The organism is Pseudonocardia thermophila, from assembly GCF_900142365.1.
GTDB lineage: Bacteria > Actinomycetota > Actinomycetes > Mycobacteriales > Pseudonocardiaceae > Pseudonocardia > Pseudonocardia thermophila.
The window spans coordinates 16,527-35,873 of record NZ_FRAP01000005.1; the positions used below are offsets into that span (position 1 = coordinate 16,527).

The 19,347-nt window shown below is 74.4% G+C and carries 17 protein-coding genes; 7 read left to right on the plus strand and 10 right to left on the minus strand.

Annotated features, from left to right (window positions below; all coding sequences use genetic code 11):
- Positions 1 to 2 precede the first annotated feature (2 nt).
- Genes BUE41_RS07895 through mftA form a run of 5 tightly spaced genes read right to left on the minus strand, consistent with a single transcriptional unit; the run spans position 3 to position 5,369 of the window.
- Complete coding sequence (locus BUE41_RS07895; protein WP_073456358.1) at positions 3 to 1,916, minus strand: mycofactocin system FadH/OYE family oxidoreductase 2; 1,914 nt, start codon at positions 1,914 to 1,916, stop codon at positions 3 to 5.
- A complete protein-coding gene (locus BUE41_RS07900) occupies positions 1,913 to 3,790 on the minus strand; it encodes a mycofactocin system FadH/OYE family oxidoreductase 1 (RefSeq protein WP_268794454.1) in 1,878 nt (625 codons plus the stop codon). The genes BUE41_RS07895 and BUE41_RS07900 overlap by 4 nt, the downstream gene beginning before the upstream one ends.
- Entirely contained in the window at positions 3,759 to 4,970 is a 1,212-nt protein-coding gene (mftC, locus tag BUE41_RS07905; protein ID WP_073456359.1) for a mycofactocin radical SAM maturase, read from the minus strand. The genes BUE41_RS07900 and mftC overlap by 32 nt, the downstream gene beginning before the upstream one ends.
- Positions 4,967 to 5,254, minus strand: a complete 288-nt coding sequence (gene mftB / locus BUE41_RS07910; protein WP_073456360.1) for a mycofactocin biosynthesis chaperone MftB — start codon at positions 5,252 to 5,254, stop codon at positions 4,967 to 4,969. The genes mftC and mftB overlap by 4 nt, the downstream gene beginning before the upstream one ends.
- A 13-nt stretch (positions 5,255 to 5,267) precedes the next feature.
- On the minus strand, positions 5,268 to 5,369 hold the full coding sequence (mftA, locus tag BUE41_RS07915; RefSeq protein WP_073456361.1) for a mycofactocin precursor MftA: 102 nt from the start codon (positions 5,367 to 5,369) through the stop codon (positions 5,268 to 5,270).
- Between the two features lie 119 nt (positions 5,370 to 5,488).
- Between mftA and BUE41_RS07920 the strand changes: the two genes are divergently transcribed.
- From BUE41_RS07920 to BUE41_RS07935, 4 genes are all read left to right on the plus strand, one after another.
- Positions 5,489 to 6,583, plus strand: a complete 1,095-nt coding sequence (locus BUE41_RS07920; protein ID WP_073456362.1) for a GNAT family N-acetyltransferase — start codon at positions 5,489 to 5,491, stop codon at positions 6,581 to 6,583.
- Between the two features lie 107 nt (positions 6,584 to 6,690).
- Positions 6,691 to 7,827: an RCC1 domain-containing protein gene (locus BUE41_RS07925; RefSeq protein ID WP_143172029.1), complete on the plus strand. Its 1,137-nt coding sequence runs from the start codon at positions 6,691 to 6,693 to the stop codon at positions 7,825 to 7,827.
- Between the two features lie 47 nt (positions 7,828 to 7,874).
- Positions 7,875 to 8,357 carry a cation:proton antiporter regulatory subunit gene (locus BUE41_RS07930; RefSeq protein ID WP_073456364.1) on the plus strand — a complete coding sequence of 161 codons (483 nt, stop codon included), beginning with the start codon at positions 7,875 to 7,877 and terminating at the stop codon, positions 8,355 to 8,357.
- Positions 8,358 to 8,363: 6 nt separating this feature from the next.
- Positions 8,364 to 9,554 (plus strand): cation:proton antiporter, encoded by a 1,191-nt coding sequence (locus tag BUE41_RS07935; RefSeq protein WP_073456365.1) that lies wholly within the window; start codon positions 8,364 to 8,366, stop codon positions 9,552 to 9,554.
- Between the two features lie 29 nt (positions 9,555 to 9,583).
- Here the strand turns inward: BUE41_RS07935 and BUE41_RS07940 are convergent, their stop codons facing one another.
- Both BUE41_RS07940 and rsmI read right to left on the minus strand, forming a co-directional pair.
- Entirely contained in the window at positions 9,584 to 11,092 is a 1,509-nt protein-coding gene (locus tag BUE41_RS07940; protein WP_159444875.1) for a S1 family peptidase, read from the minus strand.
- A gap of 148 nt (positions 11,093 to 11,240) precedes the next feature.
- The gene (gene rsmI / locus BUE41_RS07945; RefSeq protein ID WP_073456367.1) at positions 11,241 to 12,089 is read right to left on the minus strand and encodes a 16S rRNA (cytidine(1402)-2'-O)-methyltransferase; all 849 of its coding nucleotides are present in this window, start codon (positions 12,087 to 12,089) and stop codon (positions 11,241 to 11,243) included.
- A 107-nt stretch (positions 12,090 to 12,196) separates the two neighbouring features.
- Here rsmI and BUE41_RS07950 point away from each other — a divergent pair, with 107 nt between their 5' ends.
- Positions 12,197 to 13,729 (plus strand): dolichyl-phosphate-mannose--protein mannosyltransferase, encoded by a 1,533-nt coding sequence (locus BUE41_RS07950; RefSeq protein ID WP_073456582.1) that lies wholly within the window; start codon positions 12,197 to 12,199, stop codon positions 13,727 to 13,729.
- Between the two features lie 205 nt (positions 13,730 to 13,934).
- Positions 13,935 to 15,548 (plus strand): AMP-binding protein, encoded by a 1,614-nt coding sequence (locus BUE41_RS07955; RefSeq protein WP_073456583.1) that lies wholly within the window; start codon positions 13,935 to 13,937, stop codon positions 15,546 to 15,548.
- Here the strand turns inward: BUE41_RS07955 and BUE41_RS07960 are convergent.
- Complete coding sequence (locus BUE41_RS07960) at positions 15,545 to 16,378, minus strand: DMT family transporter (protein ID WP_073456368.1); 834 nt, start codon at positions 16,376 to 16,378, stop codon at positions 15,545 to 15,547. The genes BUE41_RS07955 and BUE41_RS07960 overlap by 4 nt on opposite strands.
- 109 nt (positions 16,379 to 16,487) lie before the next feature.
- On the opposite strand from BUE41_RS07960, the gene BUE41_RS07965 reads away from it, so the two are divergent.
- Entirely contained in the window at positions 16,488 to 17,105 is a 618-nt protein-coding gene (locus BUE41_RS07965; protein ID WP_073456369.1) for a helix-turn-helix domain-containing protein, read from the plus strand.
- A gap of 42 nt (positions 17,106 to 17,147) precedes the next feature.
- On the opposite strand, the gene BUE41_RS07970 is transcribed toward BUE41_RS07965, so the two are convergent.
- Positions 17,148 to 17,717, minus strand: coding sequence for a hypothetical protein (locus BUE41_RS07970; RefSeq protein ID WP_073456370.1), 570 nt, complete (start codon positions 17,715 to 17,717; stop codon positions 17,148 to 17,150).
- Between the two features lie 31 nt (positions 17,718 to 17,748).
- Positions 17,749 to 19,278, minus strand: a complete 1,530-nt coding sequence (locus BUE41_RS07975) for a bis-aminopropyl spermidine synthase family protein (protein WP_159444876.1) — start codon at positions 19,276 to 19,278, stop codon at positions 17,749 to 17,751.
- Positions 19,279 to 19,347 lie beyond the last annotated feature (69 nt).

Genomic DNA, 19,347 nt, shown 5'->3' on the forward strand with positions numbered 1-19,347 from the left:
CGTCACAGTCCCATCCCGACCCGCTCACCGTCCCGGATGGCGGAGTCGGCGCGCCGCGGTGCGACGCAGTCGCCGATCCGCTGCGCGGGGATCCCGCGCTCCCGCAGCGCCCGCCACAGGTCGTCCGCGGGCAGGGCCGGGACGGCGCACACGACCCAGTCGCAGTACCGCTCGAGGGCCTCTCCGGTGGTGTGCCGGAGCAGCTGCAGGCGGACCCCGGCCCCGTCGGCCGCAGCCCCGACGACGGCGAGTTCGTCACTCAGCGTGATACCGGCGGCTGCGGCCCGGCGGTGGAAGTGCTCGCTGTCGAGGGTGGTCCCGAGCACCTGCGCGACCGTGAGCGCGGGCGTGGAGAGCTCGACGCGGCACCCGCGCGCGGCCAGCAGCTCGGCCACGGAGGTGGCCTCGTGGGAGCCCAACTCGTCGTGCACGACCACGTCCCCGGCCGGGGCGACGCGACCGGCCAGCACGTCGCGCACGTCCACGATCCGCTCGATCCCCACCGCCCACGCGGGTCGTCGGGGCACCGCCCCGGTGGCGACGACGACCGCGTCGGCCCCCTCCGCAGCGACGGCGTCGGCGTCCACGGCCATCCCCGTGCGGACGTCCACCCCGGCGCGCAGGCACGCGGCGTGCAGCGCGTCGACGAGGCGGGCGAACTCGCCCCGGTGCGGGGCGGAGGCCGCGAGCCGCAGCGCCCCGCCGACGGCGGCCGATCGCTCGCACAGCACGACGTCGTGGCCGCGGCGGGCCGCCGACTCCGCCGCCGTGAGCCCGGCCGGCCCGCCGCCGACGACGAGCACCCGCCGCCGGCGCGTCGGCGCGGGCAGCGCGATCGACTCCCGCCCGGCCCGCGGGTTGGCGAGGCAGCCGAGCCGCTGGTTGAACCCGACCCGGCCCACGCACTCCTGGTTGCAGCCCACGCACGGCATGGTCGGCCCGCGGGCCCACGCGGGATCGGCGATCTGGCCGCGCACCACGCCGACGAGATCGCAGTGCCCGCCGGCGAGCGCCGCCTCCGCGGCCGCGTGGGTGGTGAACCGGCCGATCCCGATCACGGGCAGCCCGGCCCGGCGGATCGCCGCCGCCACCGGCAGCGCGTAGCCGGGCGGCACCGACATCGGCGCCTCGATGAGGTGCAGCGTCGCAGTCGCCACCCCGGTGGCGGTGTTGACGTACGTGACGGTGCCGTCGGCGGCGAGCAGCCGTGCCGTTTCCACGGCCTCCGCCAGCGGGGTACCGCCGGGCAGCCCCTCGTCGCCGCAGAGCCGCACGCCGAGCACCCGGTCGCCGATCGCGTCGCGGACGGCCGCGGCGATCTCCCGCACGATCCGCGAGCGGTTCTCGATGCCGCCGCCGTAGCGGTCGGTGCGGCGGTTGGTGAGCGGGGAGAGGAACTGTCGCAGGATCGAGGCGTGCGAGCACTGCAGCTCGACCCCGTCGAACCCGCCCTCGACGCACAGCTGCGCGGCCCGCGCGTACCCATCGGTCAGCTCCCGGATCTCCCGGGTGGTGATCTCGACGGGGACCTCGCGGAACATCGGGTCGGCGATCGGCGACGGCGCCCGGATCGGCTCGCGCGAGTACATGCCGCTCGACTGAGCGCCGTTGTGGTTGAGCTGGGCCAGGATCGGCACGTCGTGAGCGTGGACGGCGTCGGTGATCGCCCGGTACCCGGGCAGCGCCGCCGGGTCGCCGCCGCGGATCAGCTTCTCGTACGGCTGGTCGCCGGGCAGCACCGAGTGCTCCTCGGTGATCACCAAGCCGGTCCCGCCGGCGGCGCGGGCGGCGTAGTACGCGGCGTGCTGGGCGGTCGGCAGGCCGGCCTCCGCGGCGGCGGTCAGGTGCGCGGCGAAGACGATCCGGTTGCGCAGCCGCAGCGGGCCCAGATCGAACGGGCTGTGCAGCAGGCTCACCGCGCGACCCCGATCTCCGTGCTCGCACCGATGGCCAGGGCCACCCGCCGGGCCTCGCGGACGGCCTCGTGCACGGTGCGCGGTGCGACGCAGTCACCGATGCGGGGCAGATCGGGACGGGCCCGCCAGAGGGTGTCCTCGGGCAGCCGGTAGCCGCAGTCGATCACCGCCGCACAGGGCACGGTGCGCCGCTCCCCCGTCCAGACGTGCTCCAGCACGGCGTGCCCGCCGCGCACCTCCACGAGCCGCATCCGCCGCTCCCGCACCACCCCGGCACGGGAGAGCCGCACCGCCACCTCGGCCGGGTCCTGCAGCTGCTTGCCGGCCACCGCGTCCGGGGTGACGAGCGTGGCGCCCAGCGGTTCGGCGACGTCGCAGCCGATCCCGTCCCCGACCGGGTCGTACACCACGACGGGCCCGGCTGGTCGGGCCCCGGCCGATGCCGGGTACACCGGCACGTCCGACGGATACTCCGGCGGCGCGTCCCGCCCGCCGGTCGCGAGCACGACGGTGCCGCGCAGGTCGTCCGGCCCCGCGACCACACCCAGCTCGACGATCACCCCGGCCCGCGCCAGCTCCCGCTCCCACCACTCGACGAGCAGGCCCGCGCGCGGGTTGGGCCAGCACCGCATCGTCCCGCCGAGCCGGTCACCGCGCTCGACGAGCCGCACCCGGTGCCCGCGCAGGCCGAGCACCCGCGCCGCCTCCATCCCGGCCGGTCCACCGCCGACGACGAGCACGTCCCGGGCCACCGGATCGCGGCCCTCGATCGGCGGGTCGATCGTCTCGTGGCCGGAGCGGGGTTCGGCGTCGTCGCTGACGATCGGGTTGCGGACGTCGCGGACCTCGGTCCACCGGTTCGACAGCAGCGGCGGCCGGATCCGCTCCGGGTGCCCGCTGCGCACGTGCGTGACCAGGTCGGGGTCGGCGATCAGGCTTCTCGTCATCTCGACGAGGTCGCAGTCGCCGTGGTCGAGGGCGTCCTGCGCCATCTCGACGTCGACGACGCTGCCCTGCAGGCACACCGGCACCCGGCCGCGGAACGACCGGCAGAGCTCCCGGTTGAACCCCGGCGGGGTGTGCCAGTCCGGCCGGGTCGCCCCGACCGACAGCCCGCTGCCGCGCACTGGGACGAGGTAGTCGGCGTCGAGGTCGCGCGGCACCGACTCCGGCGTGATCCCGGCCCAGGGGGCCAGCTCGTCGCAGCACAGCCGCAGCCCCAGCACCCGCCCGTCGAGCTCCTCGCGCACGGCCGCCAGCACCGCGCGCAGTACGGCGTCGGACGGGTTCGGCGTCGACAGCCCGGAGAGGAACTGCCGCAGCAGCGAGTGCTGCCCGGCGTTGATCTCCACGCCGTCCAGGCCCGCGGTGACGGCGAGCCGGGTGGCCGCGGCGAACCCGTCGACGAGCGCGGCGATCTCCTCCTCGCCCATCGCGAGCGGCACCTCGCCGACGCCGGCGTCCGGGATCGCCGCCGCACCCCACAGCTCCCGCTCCGTGTACGCGGAGCTGCCCTGGGCGCCGGCGTGCCCGAGCCCGGCCAGCACGAGCGCGCCGTACGGGCGGCAAGCGGCCGCGACGGCCCGCCAGCCGGGCACGGCGGAGGTGGCCAGCGGCGCGCGCTCGTAGGGATGGTCGGACGGATGCACCGAAGCGATCTCTGTGACGATGACGCCGGCGCCCCCGGCCGCCCGCGCGGCGTAGTAGGCGGTGTGCCGCTCGGAGAACGCGCGGCCGCAGCCGAGGTTGGTGACGTGCGGACCGAACAGCACCCGGCTGGGCGCCGTCCGCGAGCCGAGTGGGACTGGTCCGGCCAGGGGGAACTCCTGGCCGGACCGGACATCAGCCGCCTGCGACGGGCACCTGCCGGGGATCGAAGCCCGCGATCGGGCTGGACTCGCAGGCCTTGTCGGGCCGCCTGCCGATCTGCAGCAGCACCGGGGCCTTGCCGGTGCGGCCGTTGCGCGGCGCGGACCGGGAGTGGTCGACGTCGGAGCGCGGGATGACGACGCCGTCCCGCGCGGCCAGCGCCTGCTCGCCGTAGCCCTGCACGCACTCCGGGTCGGGCCCGTCGAGCGGCAGGCCGGTGAAGAACTTCGCGGCCATGCAGCCGCCCTGGCAGCTGTCGAAGTGCTGGCAGGACCGGCACGCACCGCCGGTCTGCGGCTGGCGCAGCCGCTGGAACAGCTCCGACTCGCGCCAGACGCGGGCGAAGCCGCCCGGGTCGCGCACGTTGCCGGCGAGGAAGTTCTGGTGGATCGCGAACGGGCAGGCGTACACATCACCGACGGGGTCGATCAGGCAGACGACCCGACCGGCGCCGCACAGGTTCAACCCGGGCAGCGCCTCGCCGTAGGCGGAGAGGTGGAAGAACGAGTCGCCGGTGAGCACCTGGTCGCCGCGCTCGAGCAGCCACTCGTACATCTGCCGCTGCTGCGCGGCGGTGGGGTGCAGTTCGTCCCACACGTCGGCACCGCGCCCGGACGGCCGCAGCCGGGTGATGCGCAGCTGGGCCCCGTACTTGTCGGCGATGGCCTTGAACTCGTCGAGCTGGTCGACGTTCTGCCGGGTCATCACCACGGAGATCTTCGGCTGGGTGAACCCGGCCTCGGCGAGGTTCTCCAGCGCGCGGATCGCCATGTCGTAACTGCCGGGGCCGCGGACGTAGTCGTTGACCTCGGGGGTGGCGCCGTCGAGCGATATCTGCACGTCGACGTAGTCGGTGCGGGCCAGCTGCGCCGCCCGCGCCTTGTCGATCTTGACGCCGTTGGTGGAGAACTTGACCCCCACCTGGTGGTCGATGGCGTAGTCCAGCAGCTCCCAGAAGTCGGGGCGCACGGTCGGCTCGCCACCGCCGATGTTGACGTAGAAGACCTGCATCGCCTGCAGCTCGTCGACGACGCGCTTGGCCTCGTCGGTGGTGAGCTCACGCGGATCGCGCCGCCCGGACGACGACAGGCAGTGCGCACAGGTCAGGTTGCACGCGTAGGTGAGCTCCCAGGTCAGGCAGATCGGGGAGTTCAGGCCGTACTGGAAGTGCTCGACCAGCTTCACTGGGGACGCTCCTCGATCGTGCCGCTGGCCTTCAGCCCGGCCAGCGCGCGCAGGTAGGCGGGGCGCTGCTCCTCGGGAACTCCCGCCGCCTCGACGGCGGAGTGCACGTCGGGGTGATCGGCGAGCCCGGAGACGACCGTGACCAGCTCGGGCGTCTTCAGGAACGACAGCTTGCGGGTCACGAAGTCGTAGACCAGTGCCCCGAACGGTTCCGGGCGCAGCGCCACCGAGGGGCTGCACCGGTGCGGACGTTCCGGACGGAAATCCGGGCTCGCCGTCGACATAGCGGTGATCGCCTCAGTACACGCCGCACATGCCGTCGATCGAGACCTCCTCCACGAGGGTCTCCTCGACGACCGGCTCGTCGGTGGTGGTGGACTGGGGCTCGTTCTCGGCCATGCTCGCTCCTCGGTCGTGACGTCCTGATGGCATGCAGCCACCTGGGACGGTAATTGGCACCCGGTGCCGAATACAAGACCGGTTCCGATGACTGCCCGAAAGCAGGGGGGACAACCGCCATGAGCACGGTTCTGCTGCACCTGATCGCGACGGCGCAGTGGCGGGAGGTGCTCGCCGCGGGCGCGGTGCACCCCCTGCCCGGCGCGCAGTTCGTCCACCTGTCCGCCCCGGAGCAGGTGGCGCTGCCGGCGAACCGGCTCTTCGCCGGCCGCCGGGACCTGCTCCTGCTGGTCCTGGACCCGGACCGGATCGGCGCCGAGGTGCGCTGGGAGCCGGGGGTGCCCGGCGATCCGGAGACGATGCGCTTCCCGCACGCCTACGGCCCCGTGCCGACGACCGCGGTGCTCGCCGTCGTTCCGTACCGCCCGGACGCCGCCGGGCGCTTCGCCGAACCGGACCCGCTGCCCGTCGACGTCGCCCGCCGCTGCCTGTTCCTCGAGGAGTCGGTCACCCGGCGAACGGCGGCCACGGAAGCGCCGGTCACCGGCGGGGTGGCGGTGCGCACGCCCGCTGTCGCCGGCTCCCGCCAGCACAACCAGCTGCTCGTCGCCGGGCCCACCGACGCGGTCACGCTCGCGGCGGACGCCGACGCCGAACTCGGCGGTTCACCGCACCGCACGGCGACCCTGCTCGGCGAGACCCACCGGCCGACGGCCGAGGCGCTGGCAGCCGCCGGGTGGGAGGCCGAGGAGATCGTCGTGATGGCCGCGCGGCCGGGCGGCTCCCGGGTGGCCGGGGTCGAGCAGGTGGACGCCGAAGCGCTGCGCCCGGTCTGGGCGGCGACGTGGCGGCGCGACGTCCCCGGCGTCTCCGACGCCGCCGTCACCGACCTCGTCGACCGCAACCTCCTGCAGGAGGAGGTCGTCGACGCCCGCTACCTCGCGGTCCGCGCCGAGGGAGCGGTCGTGGCCTCGGGGATCCTCCTGCTCGACGGGGCGACGGCGTGGCTCACCGACCTCGCGACCGATCCGGCGCACCGCGGCCGCGGACACGGCGACGCCCTCGTCACCCACGCACTGGCGATCGCGGGCGAGGCGGGCTGCGACGTCGTCGGGCTCGGCGCGGCCGCCGGCGACTGGCCACGGGCCTGGTACGCCCGGCGCGGCTTCGCCGAGGTCGAGCGCCTCTGGTGCGTCACGGCGCAGGAGGTCTGACCACCCGCGGCGGGCTGGCCCGCACCCGGCGGGGAGGCCAGCCCCACCGCCGATCCCGCCAGGTGGCACGCCTGATCACGGCCGCCGTCGTCCCTAGCGTGGTGAGCATGTCGCTTCCCCGGGTCCTCGGCGCCGCGCTCCCCCTGCTCACCGCCGCCGCTCTGACTGCGTGCGGCCCGGCCGTGACCGGCGCGCCCGCCCCGGCGCCGATCCGGGCAGACCACGCCGCCGCGACGCTGTGGACGCAGTACGGCGCCACCCCCACCACGAGCGCGACCGACGTCGCGTCGCTGGGCAGGTCGGTGCTGTGGCTGGACACCGAGGGCCGGGTGTGGACGGCCGAGCCGGCGCCGGCCGGGCCGTGGCAGCCCACGGCCGTCGTCGGGCTGCCCTCGGGGATCGTCGACATCGACGGCATCGAGCGCTCCGACGGCGAGTTCACCGCGGCCGCGGTCGACAGCGGGGGCGGGGTGTGGATGTGGGGCCGGATCACCGGCGCCGATTCGGCCGGCCCGTACGACACCGTGGTCACGACGCCGAAGCGGATCGAGGGGGTCAGCGGCGCCCACAAGGTCGCCGTCGGCCCGGGGGTGGCGTTCGCCGTGACCGCGGCGGGCACCGTCGTGTCGTGGGGGACGTCGACGGACTACGAGCTGCTCGGGCGCACTGCCCCGGCCGACGTCCCCCAGCCCCCGCAGGAGCTCGCCGGGCCCACCGGCGTCATCGACGTGGCGGCCGGGTTCCCGGCGGTGTACGCGCTGACCCGGGAGGGCACCGTGTGGGGCTGGGGCAGCAACAACTACTCGCTGCTCGCGCCCGGCGACGCGCTCACCCCGGACGAGCCGGTCCTGCTGCCGCAGCTGTCCGGCATCGTCGCGATCGACGCCGAGGACTTCACCGCCTACGCCGTCACCGGCCGGGGGACGGTACTGGCCTGGGGCGACGGCGCGAGCGGCGCGCTGAGCACCCGGGCCGTCGAGCGGGCGCCGATCGACGCCCCGGTCACCGTCGCGGGCGTGGACGACGCCGTGGAGGTCGCCGCGGGCGCGAGCGGGGCGATGGCCGTGGGCCGGGACGGATCGGTCCACGTGTGGGGCGCGTACGCCGTCCCCGACGGGAAGGGCGGGGTCCGCGACAACGACGCCGGCACCGCCGTGCGGCTCGACTGGATCAGCGGAACGGTCCTGGTCGCGGTGCCGCCGCGGCAGGTCCAGGAGAGCTACGCGTTCCTGGTCCGACCGTGATTCAGCCGGCCGGAAGGAGCTCGTAACACGCTATTACGCTGTCGGCCGTGAACGTCGACGTTACCCCGCTGCCCGGCATCGGTGTGCGCAAGGACTTCGCGATCCGCGGGGGCCGCCGCATCGGTGTGGTCAGCCACCGGGACGGCAGGATCGAGCTGATCGTCTCCAAGGCCGACGACCCGGACGCCTGCCTGGCCGAGATCCCGCTGACCGTGGACGAGGCGAGCGCGCTGGCCAACCTGCTGGGCGCGCCGCAGCTCGTGCAGCAGCTGTCGCGTGAGCACGGCGACCTCCCGGGGGTGCAGACCCGGGGGCTGCCGATCAGCAGCGGGTCGAAGTACGACGGTCGCACCCTGGGCGACACCCAGCTGCGCACCCGCACCTCCGTGTCGGTGGTGGCGGTCATGCGGGCCGGGCAGGTGCATCCGTCGCCCTCGCCAGATTTCACGCTCACCGCGGGCGACGTGTTGATAGCAGTAGGCACAACAGAAGGGCTCGACGCTGCGGTCAAGATCCTCGAGAGGGGATAGGACCGCGTGGACCACACCGCACTGGAACTGATCGAGCTCGGCGCCGTCTTCTTCGGTCTGGGTCTGCTCGGCAGGCTCGCTGAGAAGATCGGATTGTCACCCATCCCGCTGTACCTGCTCGGCGGCCTGGCGTTCGGCAGCGGCGGTCTCATACCGCTGACCGGCATCGAGGACTTCACGGCGCTGGCCAGCGAAGTCGGTGTGGTGCTGCTCCTGCTGCTCCTCGGCCTGGAGTACTCCGCGACGGAGCTCGTGACCGGTCTGAAGAAGTCGTGGACGGCAGGTCTGCTCGACGTCGTGCTCAACGCGGCGCCGGGTGTCGCGGTGGCGCTGATCCTCGACTGGGGGCTGGTCGGTGCGCTCGCGATGGGCGGCGTCACCTACATCTCCTCGTCCGGGATCATCGCGAAGGTCCTCGGCGACCTGGGCCGGCTGGGTAACCGCGAGACCCCGGTCGTGCTGTCGATCCTCGTGCTCGAGGACCTCGTGATGGCGGTCTACCTGCCGATCCTCACCGCGGTGCTGGTCGGGGTGAGCCTGGTCGGCGGGCTGACGGCCGTCGGCATCTCGGTGGCCGTGGTCGGTGTGGTCCTCGTGGTGGCGCTGCGCTACGGCCGCGTGGTGTCCGCGATCGTCGACTCCCCCGACCGCGAGGTGTTCCTGCTGAAGGTGCTCGGCGCCGCCCTGCTCGTCGCCGGGTTCGCCTCGGCGATGCAGGTGTCCGCTGCCGTCGGCGCGTTCCTGCTCGGCATCGCGATCTCCGGCTCCACCGCGGAGAACGCCACCAAGCTGCTGGAACCGCTGCGCGACCTGTTCGCCGCGGTGTTCTTCGTGGTCTTCGGCCTCAACACCGACCCGGCGATGATCCCGCCGGTGCTCGGCTGGGCGGTCGTGCTCGCCGTCGCCGGCACGATCACCAAGCTCGTCACGGGCTGGTGGGCGGCCCGCCGGCAGGGCATCGGGAAGCTCGGTCGCGCCCGGGCCGGTGCGGCGCTGGTGGCCCGCGGTGAGTTCTCGATCGTCATCGCCGGCCTGGCGGTGGCGAGCGGCGGGGTCGACGATCGGCTCGCCGCGCTCGCCACCACCTACGTGCTGCTGATGGCCGTGATCGGGCCGATCGCCGCCCGCGTCGTCGAGCCGATCGCACGTGCGGTCGGCGCGCGCCGCACCAGCGAGCAGCCCGCCATGAGCCCCTGACGACCAGCCCCGACGACCAGCCCTGACGATCAGCGCCGCCGGGGCAGCCCGCAGGTCACGCAGTGCGCGGACGCTGGTGGCACCGGGGCCGCGCAGCGCACGCACGTCGGCAGCGGCGGTCCGGGCAGGATCGCCGTGCCCACGGCGGCGCGCGGTGCCCCGTTGACCGGGACCGGGGGTGGTGGCCCCCAGGCGCCGGTCGGCCGCCCGCCGTACGGGACCGGGCCCGGCGGCGGGTAGCTCGGGAGGCCGTGCGGCGGGGTGCCCGGTCCGGGCACCGCCGCGGTCCGGTCGGCCCGGCGGCGCCGGGACCGCGCGATCAGCGTCCCGACGAGCAGGAGCAGCAGCGCCCCGCCGCCGGCGACGATCGACCAGAACACGACCGGGGAGAGCCCGAACGGCAGCCCGGAGCCGGAGGGCGTCACCGGGACGTCGCCGTACTTCTCGCGGGCGCCGAGCGCGGCGACGCGCATCTGGGCCGCCTGCGGGTGCCCCGGCGAGATGGTCAGCAGCTCGTCGAACGCGGCGACGGCCTGCGTGTAGTGGCCGGCGTAGTAGTCGTCGAGCGCGGTCCGGTACAGGGTGTCGACGCGGCCGGCCTCGGCGCGCACGCCCTTGGTCGAGAGGAACGCGGCGAACGTGTCGGCCGTCGTGACGAAGCTGAACGACTCGTTGTCGTAGCCGGCGACCCGGCTGTTGATGCCGACGAGCCGGCCCTGCAGGTCCACGGTCGGCCCGCCGCTCATGCCCGGGCCCATCGCGGCGGACAGCTCGTAGAACGGCAGGCCGTTCGTGGTCTTCTTCGAGCTGATGCGCCCGTCCTTGTTCGACGGCTCCAGACTCGGGTCGGTCAGGACGTCGTTGCGCGCGGGGAAGCCGATCGCGATCACGTCGCTGCCGACGGTCACCTCGGCGTCGGTGGCCAGCGGCAGCGTCGGCAGGTTCTTGACGTCGATCTTGAGCAGGGCCACGTCGCCCTGGGAGTACGGCCGGTACCCGACGACCTCGGCCTGGTGGGCGATCGGCCGCTGCCCGGCCTCGGTGGAGCCGGTGACGACGTAGACCTGCATCTGCACCGGGCTGCCCGGCGTCGGGCCGCGCACCACCAGGTTCTTCTGCGCGAAATCGAGCGCAGCGGAGGGATCCACGCCCGGGTTGACGGAGAGGAACCGCTGCACGATCGCGGTGATCAGCTGGCCGGGGATCCCCTCGAGCGTCTCGGTGTCGACGCAGTGCCCGGCCGTGGCGACGAAGCCGTCCGGGTTGATGCCCGCGCCCGTGCAGATGTCCACGTTGTTGGCCTCGATCGGCTCCGGCGCGGCCAGCATCGTGCCGGTGGGGTCCTCGACGACCGCCTGGACGCTGCCGATGATCCGAACGACGGCCGGCCGGGCGAGGTTGACCGCCCGTTCCGTCGGGTTGGACGGCGGGGGCGCGCCGCCCTTGGTCGAGGCCTGGGCCGTACCCGCTCCGAACAGCGTGGTGAGGAGGGTGGCAAGGGTGACGACGGCGACCGCCACCGGGCGTGATCGAGTCATGGTGAGCTCCCGCATCGTCCGTCGACGGCCGACGGATGTCCGGGCTAGAGCATCGGGCTTCGCGGGTGCTCCCCGACATCGCGCGACGCGCAGCGTTTCGCCGCGGCCGCGCAGGAAATCCTCACCGTCCGGCCATTGACAGCCGGGGTCAGTCCGTGCCGGCCACCGCCGCGTTGTACAGCTCGCGCCGGGACACCCCGGCCGCCGCGGCGACCGCGGCGACGGCGTCCTTGAAGCGCTCGCCGCCGGCGACTCGCTCGTTGACCGCGTCGATCAGCGACGCCGTTGTGGGCGGCTCCGGCTCGCCGCCGGCGAGGACGACGGTGATCTCCCCGCGCACCTGCTCCGCGCCCGCCCACTCCGCCAGCTCGGCGAGCGGGCCGCGGCGCACCTCCTCGTGGGTCTTCGTCAGCTCCCGGCACACAGCGGCGGCGCGGTCGGGCCCGAGGACGTCGACGGCGGCAGCGAGGGTCTCAGCCAGGCGGTGCGGCGACTCGAAGAACACGACCGTGCGCCGCTCCCCGCGCAGGGACTCCAACCAGCGGCGCCGCTCGCCGGGGCGGCGCGGGGCGAATCCGTCGAAGCAGAAGCGGTCGGACGGCAGCCCGGACACGACCAGCGCCGTCGTGACGGCGGACGGTCCGGGCAGGCAGGTGACCAGGAGCCCGGCGGCGGCCGCGGCGGAGACGATCCGGTAGCCGGGATCGGACACGACCGGCATGCCCGCGTCGGTGACGACCACGACGGTGCGCCCGGCGCGGACCTCGTCGAGCAGGCCGGGCAGCCGCGCGGCCTCGACGGCGTCGTAGTGGCTGACGATCCGCCCGGACACCGTGACCTGCAGCGACGCGGCGAGCGCGCGCAGCTTGCGGGTGTCCTCGGCGGCGATCACGTCGGCCGTCTCGAGGGCCTCGCGCAGCCGCGGTGACGCGTCGCCCGGGTTGCCGAGCGGGGTCGCGGCGAGCACGAGCCGACCGGTTGCCGCCTCGAGGTCCATGCCATCACCCTACGATCGGGCCCGTGGTCCTCCGCTCAGTCGGCAGTGCCCGCCCGGTCCAGCCGTCGCGGCCGGCCGACGAGACACCCGAGGCGGGCATCGTCGCGGTGGGCGGGGCACCACCGCTGCGCCACCGCGTCGACGACCCCGTCACCCTGCTCGGTCCCCCGCCGCCGGCGGACCGGCTGCGCGGCTGGCTCGTCACGCTCGTCGTGACCGCCGTCGCGGCGCTGGTGCGGTTCACCGAGCTCGGCCGGATCACCGAGGGCGGCCACACGCCCGTCTTCGACGAGAAGCACTACGTCCCGCAGGCGTGGCAGATGCTGCGCAACGGCGGGGTGGAGGACAACCCCGGCTACTGGCTGGTCGTGCATCCGCCGCTGGGCAAGCAGCTGATCGCGATCGGCGAGGCGATGTTCGGCTACACCGGCTTCGGCTGGCGGTTCGCGGCGGCCACCTGCGGGGTGCTGACGGTGCTGCTCGTGGTCCGCGCGGCCCGGCGACTCACCCGGTCCACCCTGCTCGGCGGGCTGGCCGGGGTGCTGCTGATCTGCGACGGGCTCTCGCACGTCCAGTCGCGGATGGGGATGCTCGACGCGTTCCTGGCCCTGTTCGTGGTGGCCGCGTTCGCGACGCTGCTGGTCGACCGCGACGACGTGCGGGCCCGGATGGCGCGCGTGGTCGCCGAGAGCCGCGCCGCCGATTTCGAGCACGGCCCGCGCCTCGGGGTGCGCTGGTGGCGGCTGGCCACCGGGGTGCTGCTCGGACTGGGCTGCGCGGTGAAGTGGTCGGGCGTGTACTGGCTCGTCGCGTTCGCGGCGCTGCTGGTGATCTGGGACGCCACGGCGCGGCGGGCCGCCGGGGTGCCGCGGCCGTGGGCGGGCATGCTGCGCCGCGACCTGCTGCCCGCGGCGTGGGCGTTGGGCGGGGCCGCCGCGATCGCGTACCTGCTGCCGTGGGCACCGTGGTTCGCCAGCGAGACCGGCTACGACCGGTACGCCGTCGAGACCGAAGGTCTGCAGCCCTGGCCATTGGTGCCGCAGGCCCTGCAGGGGCTGTTCGTCTACGCCGACCGCGTCCTGGAGTTCCACTCCGGGCTCACCACGCAGGGCCAGGGTGCGCATCCGTGGGAGTCGAAGCCGTGGACCTGGCCGATGGGGCTGCGGCCGATGCTCTACCACTACCAGTCCGGCCCGGAGATCATCGGCTGCGGTTCCGACGACTGCATCAGCGCGGTGATGCTGATCGGCACCCCGGCGCTGTGGTGGCCGGCGCTCGCCGTGCTCGGGTTCGGGCTGTGGCGGGCGGTCACGCGGCGGGACTGGCGCTGGTCGGCGGTGCTCGTCGGCTACGGCGCGGGCGTGCTGCCGTGGTTCGTCAACATCGACCGGCAGATGTACTTCTTCTACATGACCCCGGTCGTCCCGTTCCTGGTGGCGGGGACGGTGCTCGCGATGGGCGAGGTCCTCGGCAGGCGCGGCATGACGAGGGAACGCCGCCAGACCGGCCTCATCGTCGTGGGGCTGTGGGTGGGCGCGGTGGTCGCGAACTTCCTGTGGCTCTGGCCGATCCTCAACGGCCTGCCGATCACGCAGGAGATGTGGGACATGCAGCTGTGGCTGCCCTCGTGGCGGCAGTAGCCGGTCGCCGGCCGTGCGCGCCGCCCCCCGACGGCGGCGCGCACGGCCGGATCTGACCGCCCTGCACGCTCAACGCCCCGGCGGCGCGGATGGTGCCCGGGAACCGCGACCGTCGCCCGTTGGAACCAACGATCCCGGTGCGTCGGGTCCGGGGCCTCGGTAGCGTCGGGATCGACGGCACGAGGTGGAAGCGGGAGGTGAGCTGGTGAGCACGAACGTGGACACCCTGGTCGACGAGCTGCTGAAGCAGTACGACCGCCCGGACGCGGCCGCTGCGGAGCTGCTGTGCCGCAGGCATCCCCGGGACGCGGTGGCGTTCACCGTGGTGGACGCCGATCTGTCGAGCCGCGACGTGACCTACGGCGAGCTCGACGAGGCGTCCGGCCGGTTCGCCGCGGGATTGGCCGGGCTCGGCGTGGGCACGGGCGACCGGGTCGCGACCCTGATGAGCAAGTCGGTCGAGCTGGTGACCGCCCTGCTGGGGATCTGGCGCCTCGGCGCGGTGCACGTGCCGCTGTTCACCGCGTTCGCGCCAGGGGCGATCGCGCTGCGGGTCACCGGCAACGGCACGAAGGTCGTGATCGCCGATCCGGACCAGCGCCCCAAGCTCGAGCCGGGCCCGGACATGCCCGCCGAGCGGGAGTGGCGGATCGTCGTCACCGGTGAGCCGAGCGGCTCGGACGTGGGGTTCGCGGATCTGCTCGCCTCTGACGCCCCGGCGCCGGACCCGGTGGCGGTCGGCGGCGGCGGTACGCTGATCGAGCTGTTCACCTCCGGTACGACCGGCGCCCCGAAGGGCGTGCCGATGCCGCTGCGCGGGCTGGCCGGCATGCACGCCTACCAGGAGTTCGGCCTCTACCACACCGACGACGACGTGTTCTGGAACGCCGCCGACCCGGGCTGGGCGTACGGACTGTACTACGCGATCGTCGGGCCGCTGGCGACCGGTCGGCGCAGCCTGCTGCTGCGGGCCGGGTTCTCCCCCGCGCTCACCTGGCAGGTCCTGTCGCGGTTCGGCGTCACCAACTTCGCCGCCGGGCCCACCGTGTACCGGGCGCTGCGCAACGCGGACGTGCCGGTGCCCGGCGATCTGACGCTGCGCCGCTGCTCGTCGGCGGGCGAGCCGCTCACGCCGGACGTCGTGACGTGGGCGCAGGAGGTGCTGGGCGTGCCGGTGCGCGACCACTACGGCCAGACCGAGACCGGGATGGTGATCGCCAACGCCTGGCACCCCGATCTCGTGGCAGACATCAAGCCCGGCTCGATGGGCCGCCCGCTGCCGGGGTGGCGGGTCGAGGTGCTCCGCGCGGACTCCGAGGAGATCGCCCCGGTCGGCGAGCAGGGGCGGGTGGCCGTCGACGTGCCGGCGAGCCCGCTGATGCCGTTCACCGGCTACCGCAACGCACCCGAGCGCACCGCGGAGCGGTTCAGCGCCGACCGGCGCTGGTACTTCACCGGCGACGTCGCCACCAAGGACGCCGATGGCTACCTCACGTTCGCCTCGCGCGACGACGACGTGATCCTCATGGCTGGGTACCGGATCGGCCCGTCCGAGGTGGAGAGCGCGCTGACTCAGCACCCCGCGGTCGCGGAGGCCGCGGTCGTCGGCGAGCCGGACGAGCTGCGCGGCGAGGTCGTGGTCGCCCACGTCGTGCCGAGGCCGGGCACACATACCGGCGACGAGCTGGTGGCCGAGCTGCAGCAGCTGGTGAAGACCCGGCTCGCCGCGCACGCCTACCCGCGCCGGATCTACGTCGTCGACCAGCTGCCGAAGACGCCCAGCGGCAAGATCCAGCGCTTCCTGCTGAGGAAGCGCTAACCGGCCGCGGCGAGCAGCGCGCTCGCCCCGAGCGCCAGGCCGGTGCCGGTGAGCTGCAGCCGGGTGAGCCGCTCGCCCAGGACGAGCCGGGCCAGCACCACGACCACCACCGGGTACAGCGACACGACCACCGAGGTCAGCCCGAGGTCGCCGAGCCGGGTCGCGACCAGGAACAGGGCGTTGGCGAAGGTGTCGAGCACACCGCTGGCCACGATCAGCCCGAGCGCGGGGCGCACCGGCGCCCCGCGCATCCCGCGGCTGGCGAGCACGATCGCGCCGAGCACGAGCGTCGCTGCGCACCGGCCGGCCAGCTGCGGCCACATGCCGGAGTCGGCGGGTGAGGCGTCGAGCGCGACGAAGAACAGGCCGAACCCGATCCCGGCGGCGAGCCCGAGCAGCACTCCGCCGCGGGCGCCCGCCGTACGGTCGGTGCCCATCGTCGCCATGACGATCGCGGCGAGCGCGAGCGCCATGGCGAACCACGCGACCGGTCCCGGTCGCTCCCCGCCGATGACGCCGACGAGGAGCGGGAGTCCGGCCCCGACCACCGCCGACAGCGGCGCCACGATGCCCATCGGCCCGACGGCGAGCCCGCGCAGGTACAGCATCAGGCCGGTGACCCCGGCGACCGACGCGGCGAGCCCCCACCCCACCGCTGCGAGCGACAGCTCTCCCGGCAGGAGCAGGACCGTGGGCACCAGCGCGACGAAACCCGCTGCCTGGGCGAGCGTGGTGACGACCAGCACCGGCGTGCGGCGCGCGGCCAGCCCGCCCGCGAAGTCGGCGATGCCGTAGGAGAGGGCGGAAGGCAGGGCGAACGGGACGGACATCGAACCTCTGGTTCAACGAAATGGATCAGCAGTTCATCTTGTTGAACCCTAACCCCAGACGCATCGCCAGTTCAACAGACTATCCGGCCAGTACGGCAGAATGATCTCCATGACGACCCCGGACGCCGTCGCGGCGGCGATCGGCCGCAACGTCCGCGCCCTGCGCCAGCAGCGCAGACTCACCCTCGACGCGCTCGCCGCGGCGTCCGGTGTGAGTCGCGGCACCGTGATCCAAGTGGAGTCCGGCAAAGCCAACCCGAGCATCGCCACCCTCGTCGCGCTGTCGGAGGCGCTGCAGGTCGGCGTGGCCTCGCTCGTCGACACCGGCAGTGATCCGCGCGTCGTCGTCCGGCGCGGCAGCGAGGCGCCCCGGCTGTGGACCAGCGACGACGGCAGCACCGCGACCCTGCGCATCGGCACCGATCCGCCCGACCTGGTCGAGCTGTGGGACTGGACGCTGCAACCCGGCGATGCGTTCGACGGGCTCGCCCACCCGGTGGGCACCGAAGAGATCCTCACGGTGATCTCCGGGCAGCTGACGATCACGGTCGGCGAGACGACCGCGCACCTCGACGTCGACGACACGGTGATGTTCCAGGCGCACGCGCCGCACCGCTACGCGTGCGCGGGGGACGAGCCGGTGCGGTTCACGATGGTGGTGCTGCAGCCCGGCGACGCCGGGATCGTCCCGCCCGAAGACATCGCGTCGAGGACGACGACGCCGTGATCGACCGGGCTCGTTGATCACGCCACGTCGTCCTCGACGGGATCAGCAGGCCCCGGCCAGCAGCGGGACGTGCACGGGGCGCACCTCCAGCGTGAGCGGGTCGATCTCCGAGCGGTACCCGCAGCGGCCGACCTGCACGAGCACGGCCTCACCGGAGAACCGCAGATCCGTCACCTCGGGCCCGTCCGCGCGACCCTGGTAGACGACCGACTGCTGCTCGAACGGCCCAGCACCGGAGCGCACCACCACCGAGTAGACCGGGTCGGCCGCGAAGGCGCCGCCGCGCAGCACGACGAGGCGGCGGTCGCCGTCGACGACCGTGCGCACCTCGGCGCCGCCGGAGGCGATCCCGGCCACGAACCAGGTCAGCACGCCCCACGCGGCGAGCGCGGCGACCCCGACCCCGAGCACGAACCCGCGCAGCCCTCCCCGCAGCGCGACCGCGAACACCGCGGTGCCCAGCACGATCGCCAGCCCGACCAGGCCGAGGCTGTACCAGCGGGCGTGCCGCAGGTGGAAGGGGTCGAGCAGCGACAGCGCAGCGAGCACGCCGACCACCGCCGTCAGGGCCACCAGCACGATGACGGCGACGGCCCGCCGAGGAAGAGGCACGTGCGCATCCTGGCGCAGCCGCGCCGCGGCGTCACCCGGCGGAGGCGGCCACCTCGTCCAGCACGGTCGCGATCCGGTGGCGGGGCAGGTCCACCAGCCGCGCCCCGGGCGGGGCGGCGACAGCCGCCCGGGCGGCGTCGCGCGGAAGCCCGGCGTGCCGCACCAGCCCGTCGCGCCACACGGTGGCCAGCACCCCGGTCGCCCGGTCCAGCACGTGCCGCTGCAGACGCTGCGCGCGGTCCAGCTCCCCGACCGGCACCGGCACGGCCGTGACGGTGGCCAGTCCGCGAGCCGGGTGGTGGCGGCGCACCTCGACGGCGTACTTGAGCGCCACGAACGGGGGCAGCGCGGCGAGATCGGGGTGCGTATCCCGGACCACCAGGACGAGCCGGGACGCGGTCGCGACGAGCAGGCTGCGCAGCAGCCACGGCCCGGGATCGGCGACGAGATCGACGGCGACGGTGCCCGGCCGGCGCCGGATCGCGGGCGGCAGCCCGCTGCCGAGGAAGGTCGCGAGCCGGGTGCTCGGCGGACCGGCCGGCCAGTCCGTACCCACCACCCCGGCGACGTCCCCGTCGAGCAGGTCGGCGGCGCCGGCCAGCCGCCGCGGCGCGGCCTCGAGCGCGTGCGTGCCGTGGGTGTAGATCGTGGTGGCGGCGGCGCGGGGATCAACTCGGTCGAGGTGGCGCCACGCGCGGGCGGTGGCGCGGCAGACGTAGAGATCACTGTGCGAGCCGATGGCCTGCGCGCCGCGGTACCGGTTGAACCGCGGCAGCATCGCCTCGGTGTAGAGCCCCAGGTCGGTGAGCGCCTGCTGGACCTTGAGCCCGAGCGCGGGCTGGCCGTCGCCGGTGCCGTAGGAGATCACGACCTGGCCGTACTCGCGGTGCCGCAGCCCGCGCAGTGCGGCGAGGGCGAACAGCCGGACCCCCTCGGGCGTGTAAGGCGGGTCGGTGAACGCCACGTCGGCGGCGGCGACGAGCTCCGGCGGGAGGCCGAACCGCAGGTCGGCGTACCGGCACTCGACGGCCAGCCCGTGCGCCGCGGCGGTGCGGTCGATGTACTCCAGCAGCGCCTCGTCGAGATCCACGACGGCGACCCGCGCGCGCGGGTGCACCAGCGCGGTGGCGAGCGCGGTGAGATCGTGGTCGCCGACGAACAGCAGCGGCGCCGTGGCGAGGTCGTACTGCTCGTCGAGCCAGCGGGCCCGCCGCAGCGCGGTCTCCGGCGTGGCCGCCACGTGATCGAGATCGCGCCGCGCGGCCGGGGCCCCGTCGATCCACCCGGCGATCGTCGCCAGCAGTTCGGACCGCTCGGGCGCGGGCCGTGGCCGCACGTGCGCAGCGATCCCGTCCGGGCGATCGTCGAGGCGGAAGAGATCGCCGTCGGCCCGGGCGCCGGCCAGCTGCAGGACCTGCTCGACGCTGCGCCGCGACAACCCGGTCTCCCCGACCAGCTCCGCCAGCCCACGCGGGCGCTCGGCCACGAGCTGCACGACGCGAGCGGCGTGCGGTGAGCGCGGCCCGAACCGCGCGACGAGCGCATCGAGGAGGCCGGTCACGCGCAGATCATCGCAGTCCGGGGCCGCGCCGACGCCGCCGCGTGTGCCCGGTTGGTGGTTCCGGCCCAT

Excerpts from the sequence above, each read along its gene's own strand:
- BUE41_RS07960 (WP_073456368.1), bottom strand. The coding sequence starts at position 16,378 with ATGTCCGTCCCGTTCGCCCTGCCTTCCGCCCTCTCCTACGGCATCGCC.
- BUE41_RS07965 (WP_073456369.1), top strand. The coding sequence starts at position 16,488 with ATGACGACCCCGGACGCCGTCGCGGCGGCGATCGGCCGCAACGTCCGC.
- BUE41_RS07940 (WP_159444875.1), bottom strand. The coding sequence starts at position 11,092 with ATGACTCGATCACGCCCGGTGGCGGTCGCCGTCGTCACCCTTGCCACC.
- BUE41_RS07920 (WP_073456362.1), top strand. The coding sequence starts at position 5,489 with ATGAGCACGGTTCTGCTGCACCTGATCGCGACGGCGCAGTGGCGGGAG.
- mftA (WP_073456361.1), bottom strand. The coding sequence starts at position 5,369 with ATGGCCGAGAACGAGCCCCAGTCCACCACCACCGACGAGCCGGTCGTC.
- rsmI (WP_073456367.1), bottom strand. The coding sequence starts at position 12,089 with ATGGACCTCGAGGCGGCAACCGGTCGGCTCGTGCTCGCCGCGACCCCG.
- mftB (WP_073456360.1), bottom strand. The coding sequence starts at position 5,254 with ATGTCGACGGCGAGCCCGGATTTCCGTCCGGAACGTCCGCACCGGTGC.
- BUE41_RS07925 (WP_143172029.1), top strand. The coding sequence starts at position 6,691 with ATGTCGCTTCCCCGGGTCCTCGGCGCCGCGCTCCCCCTGCTCACCGCC.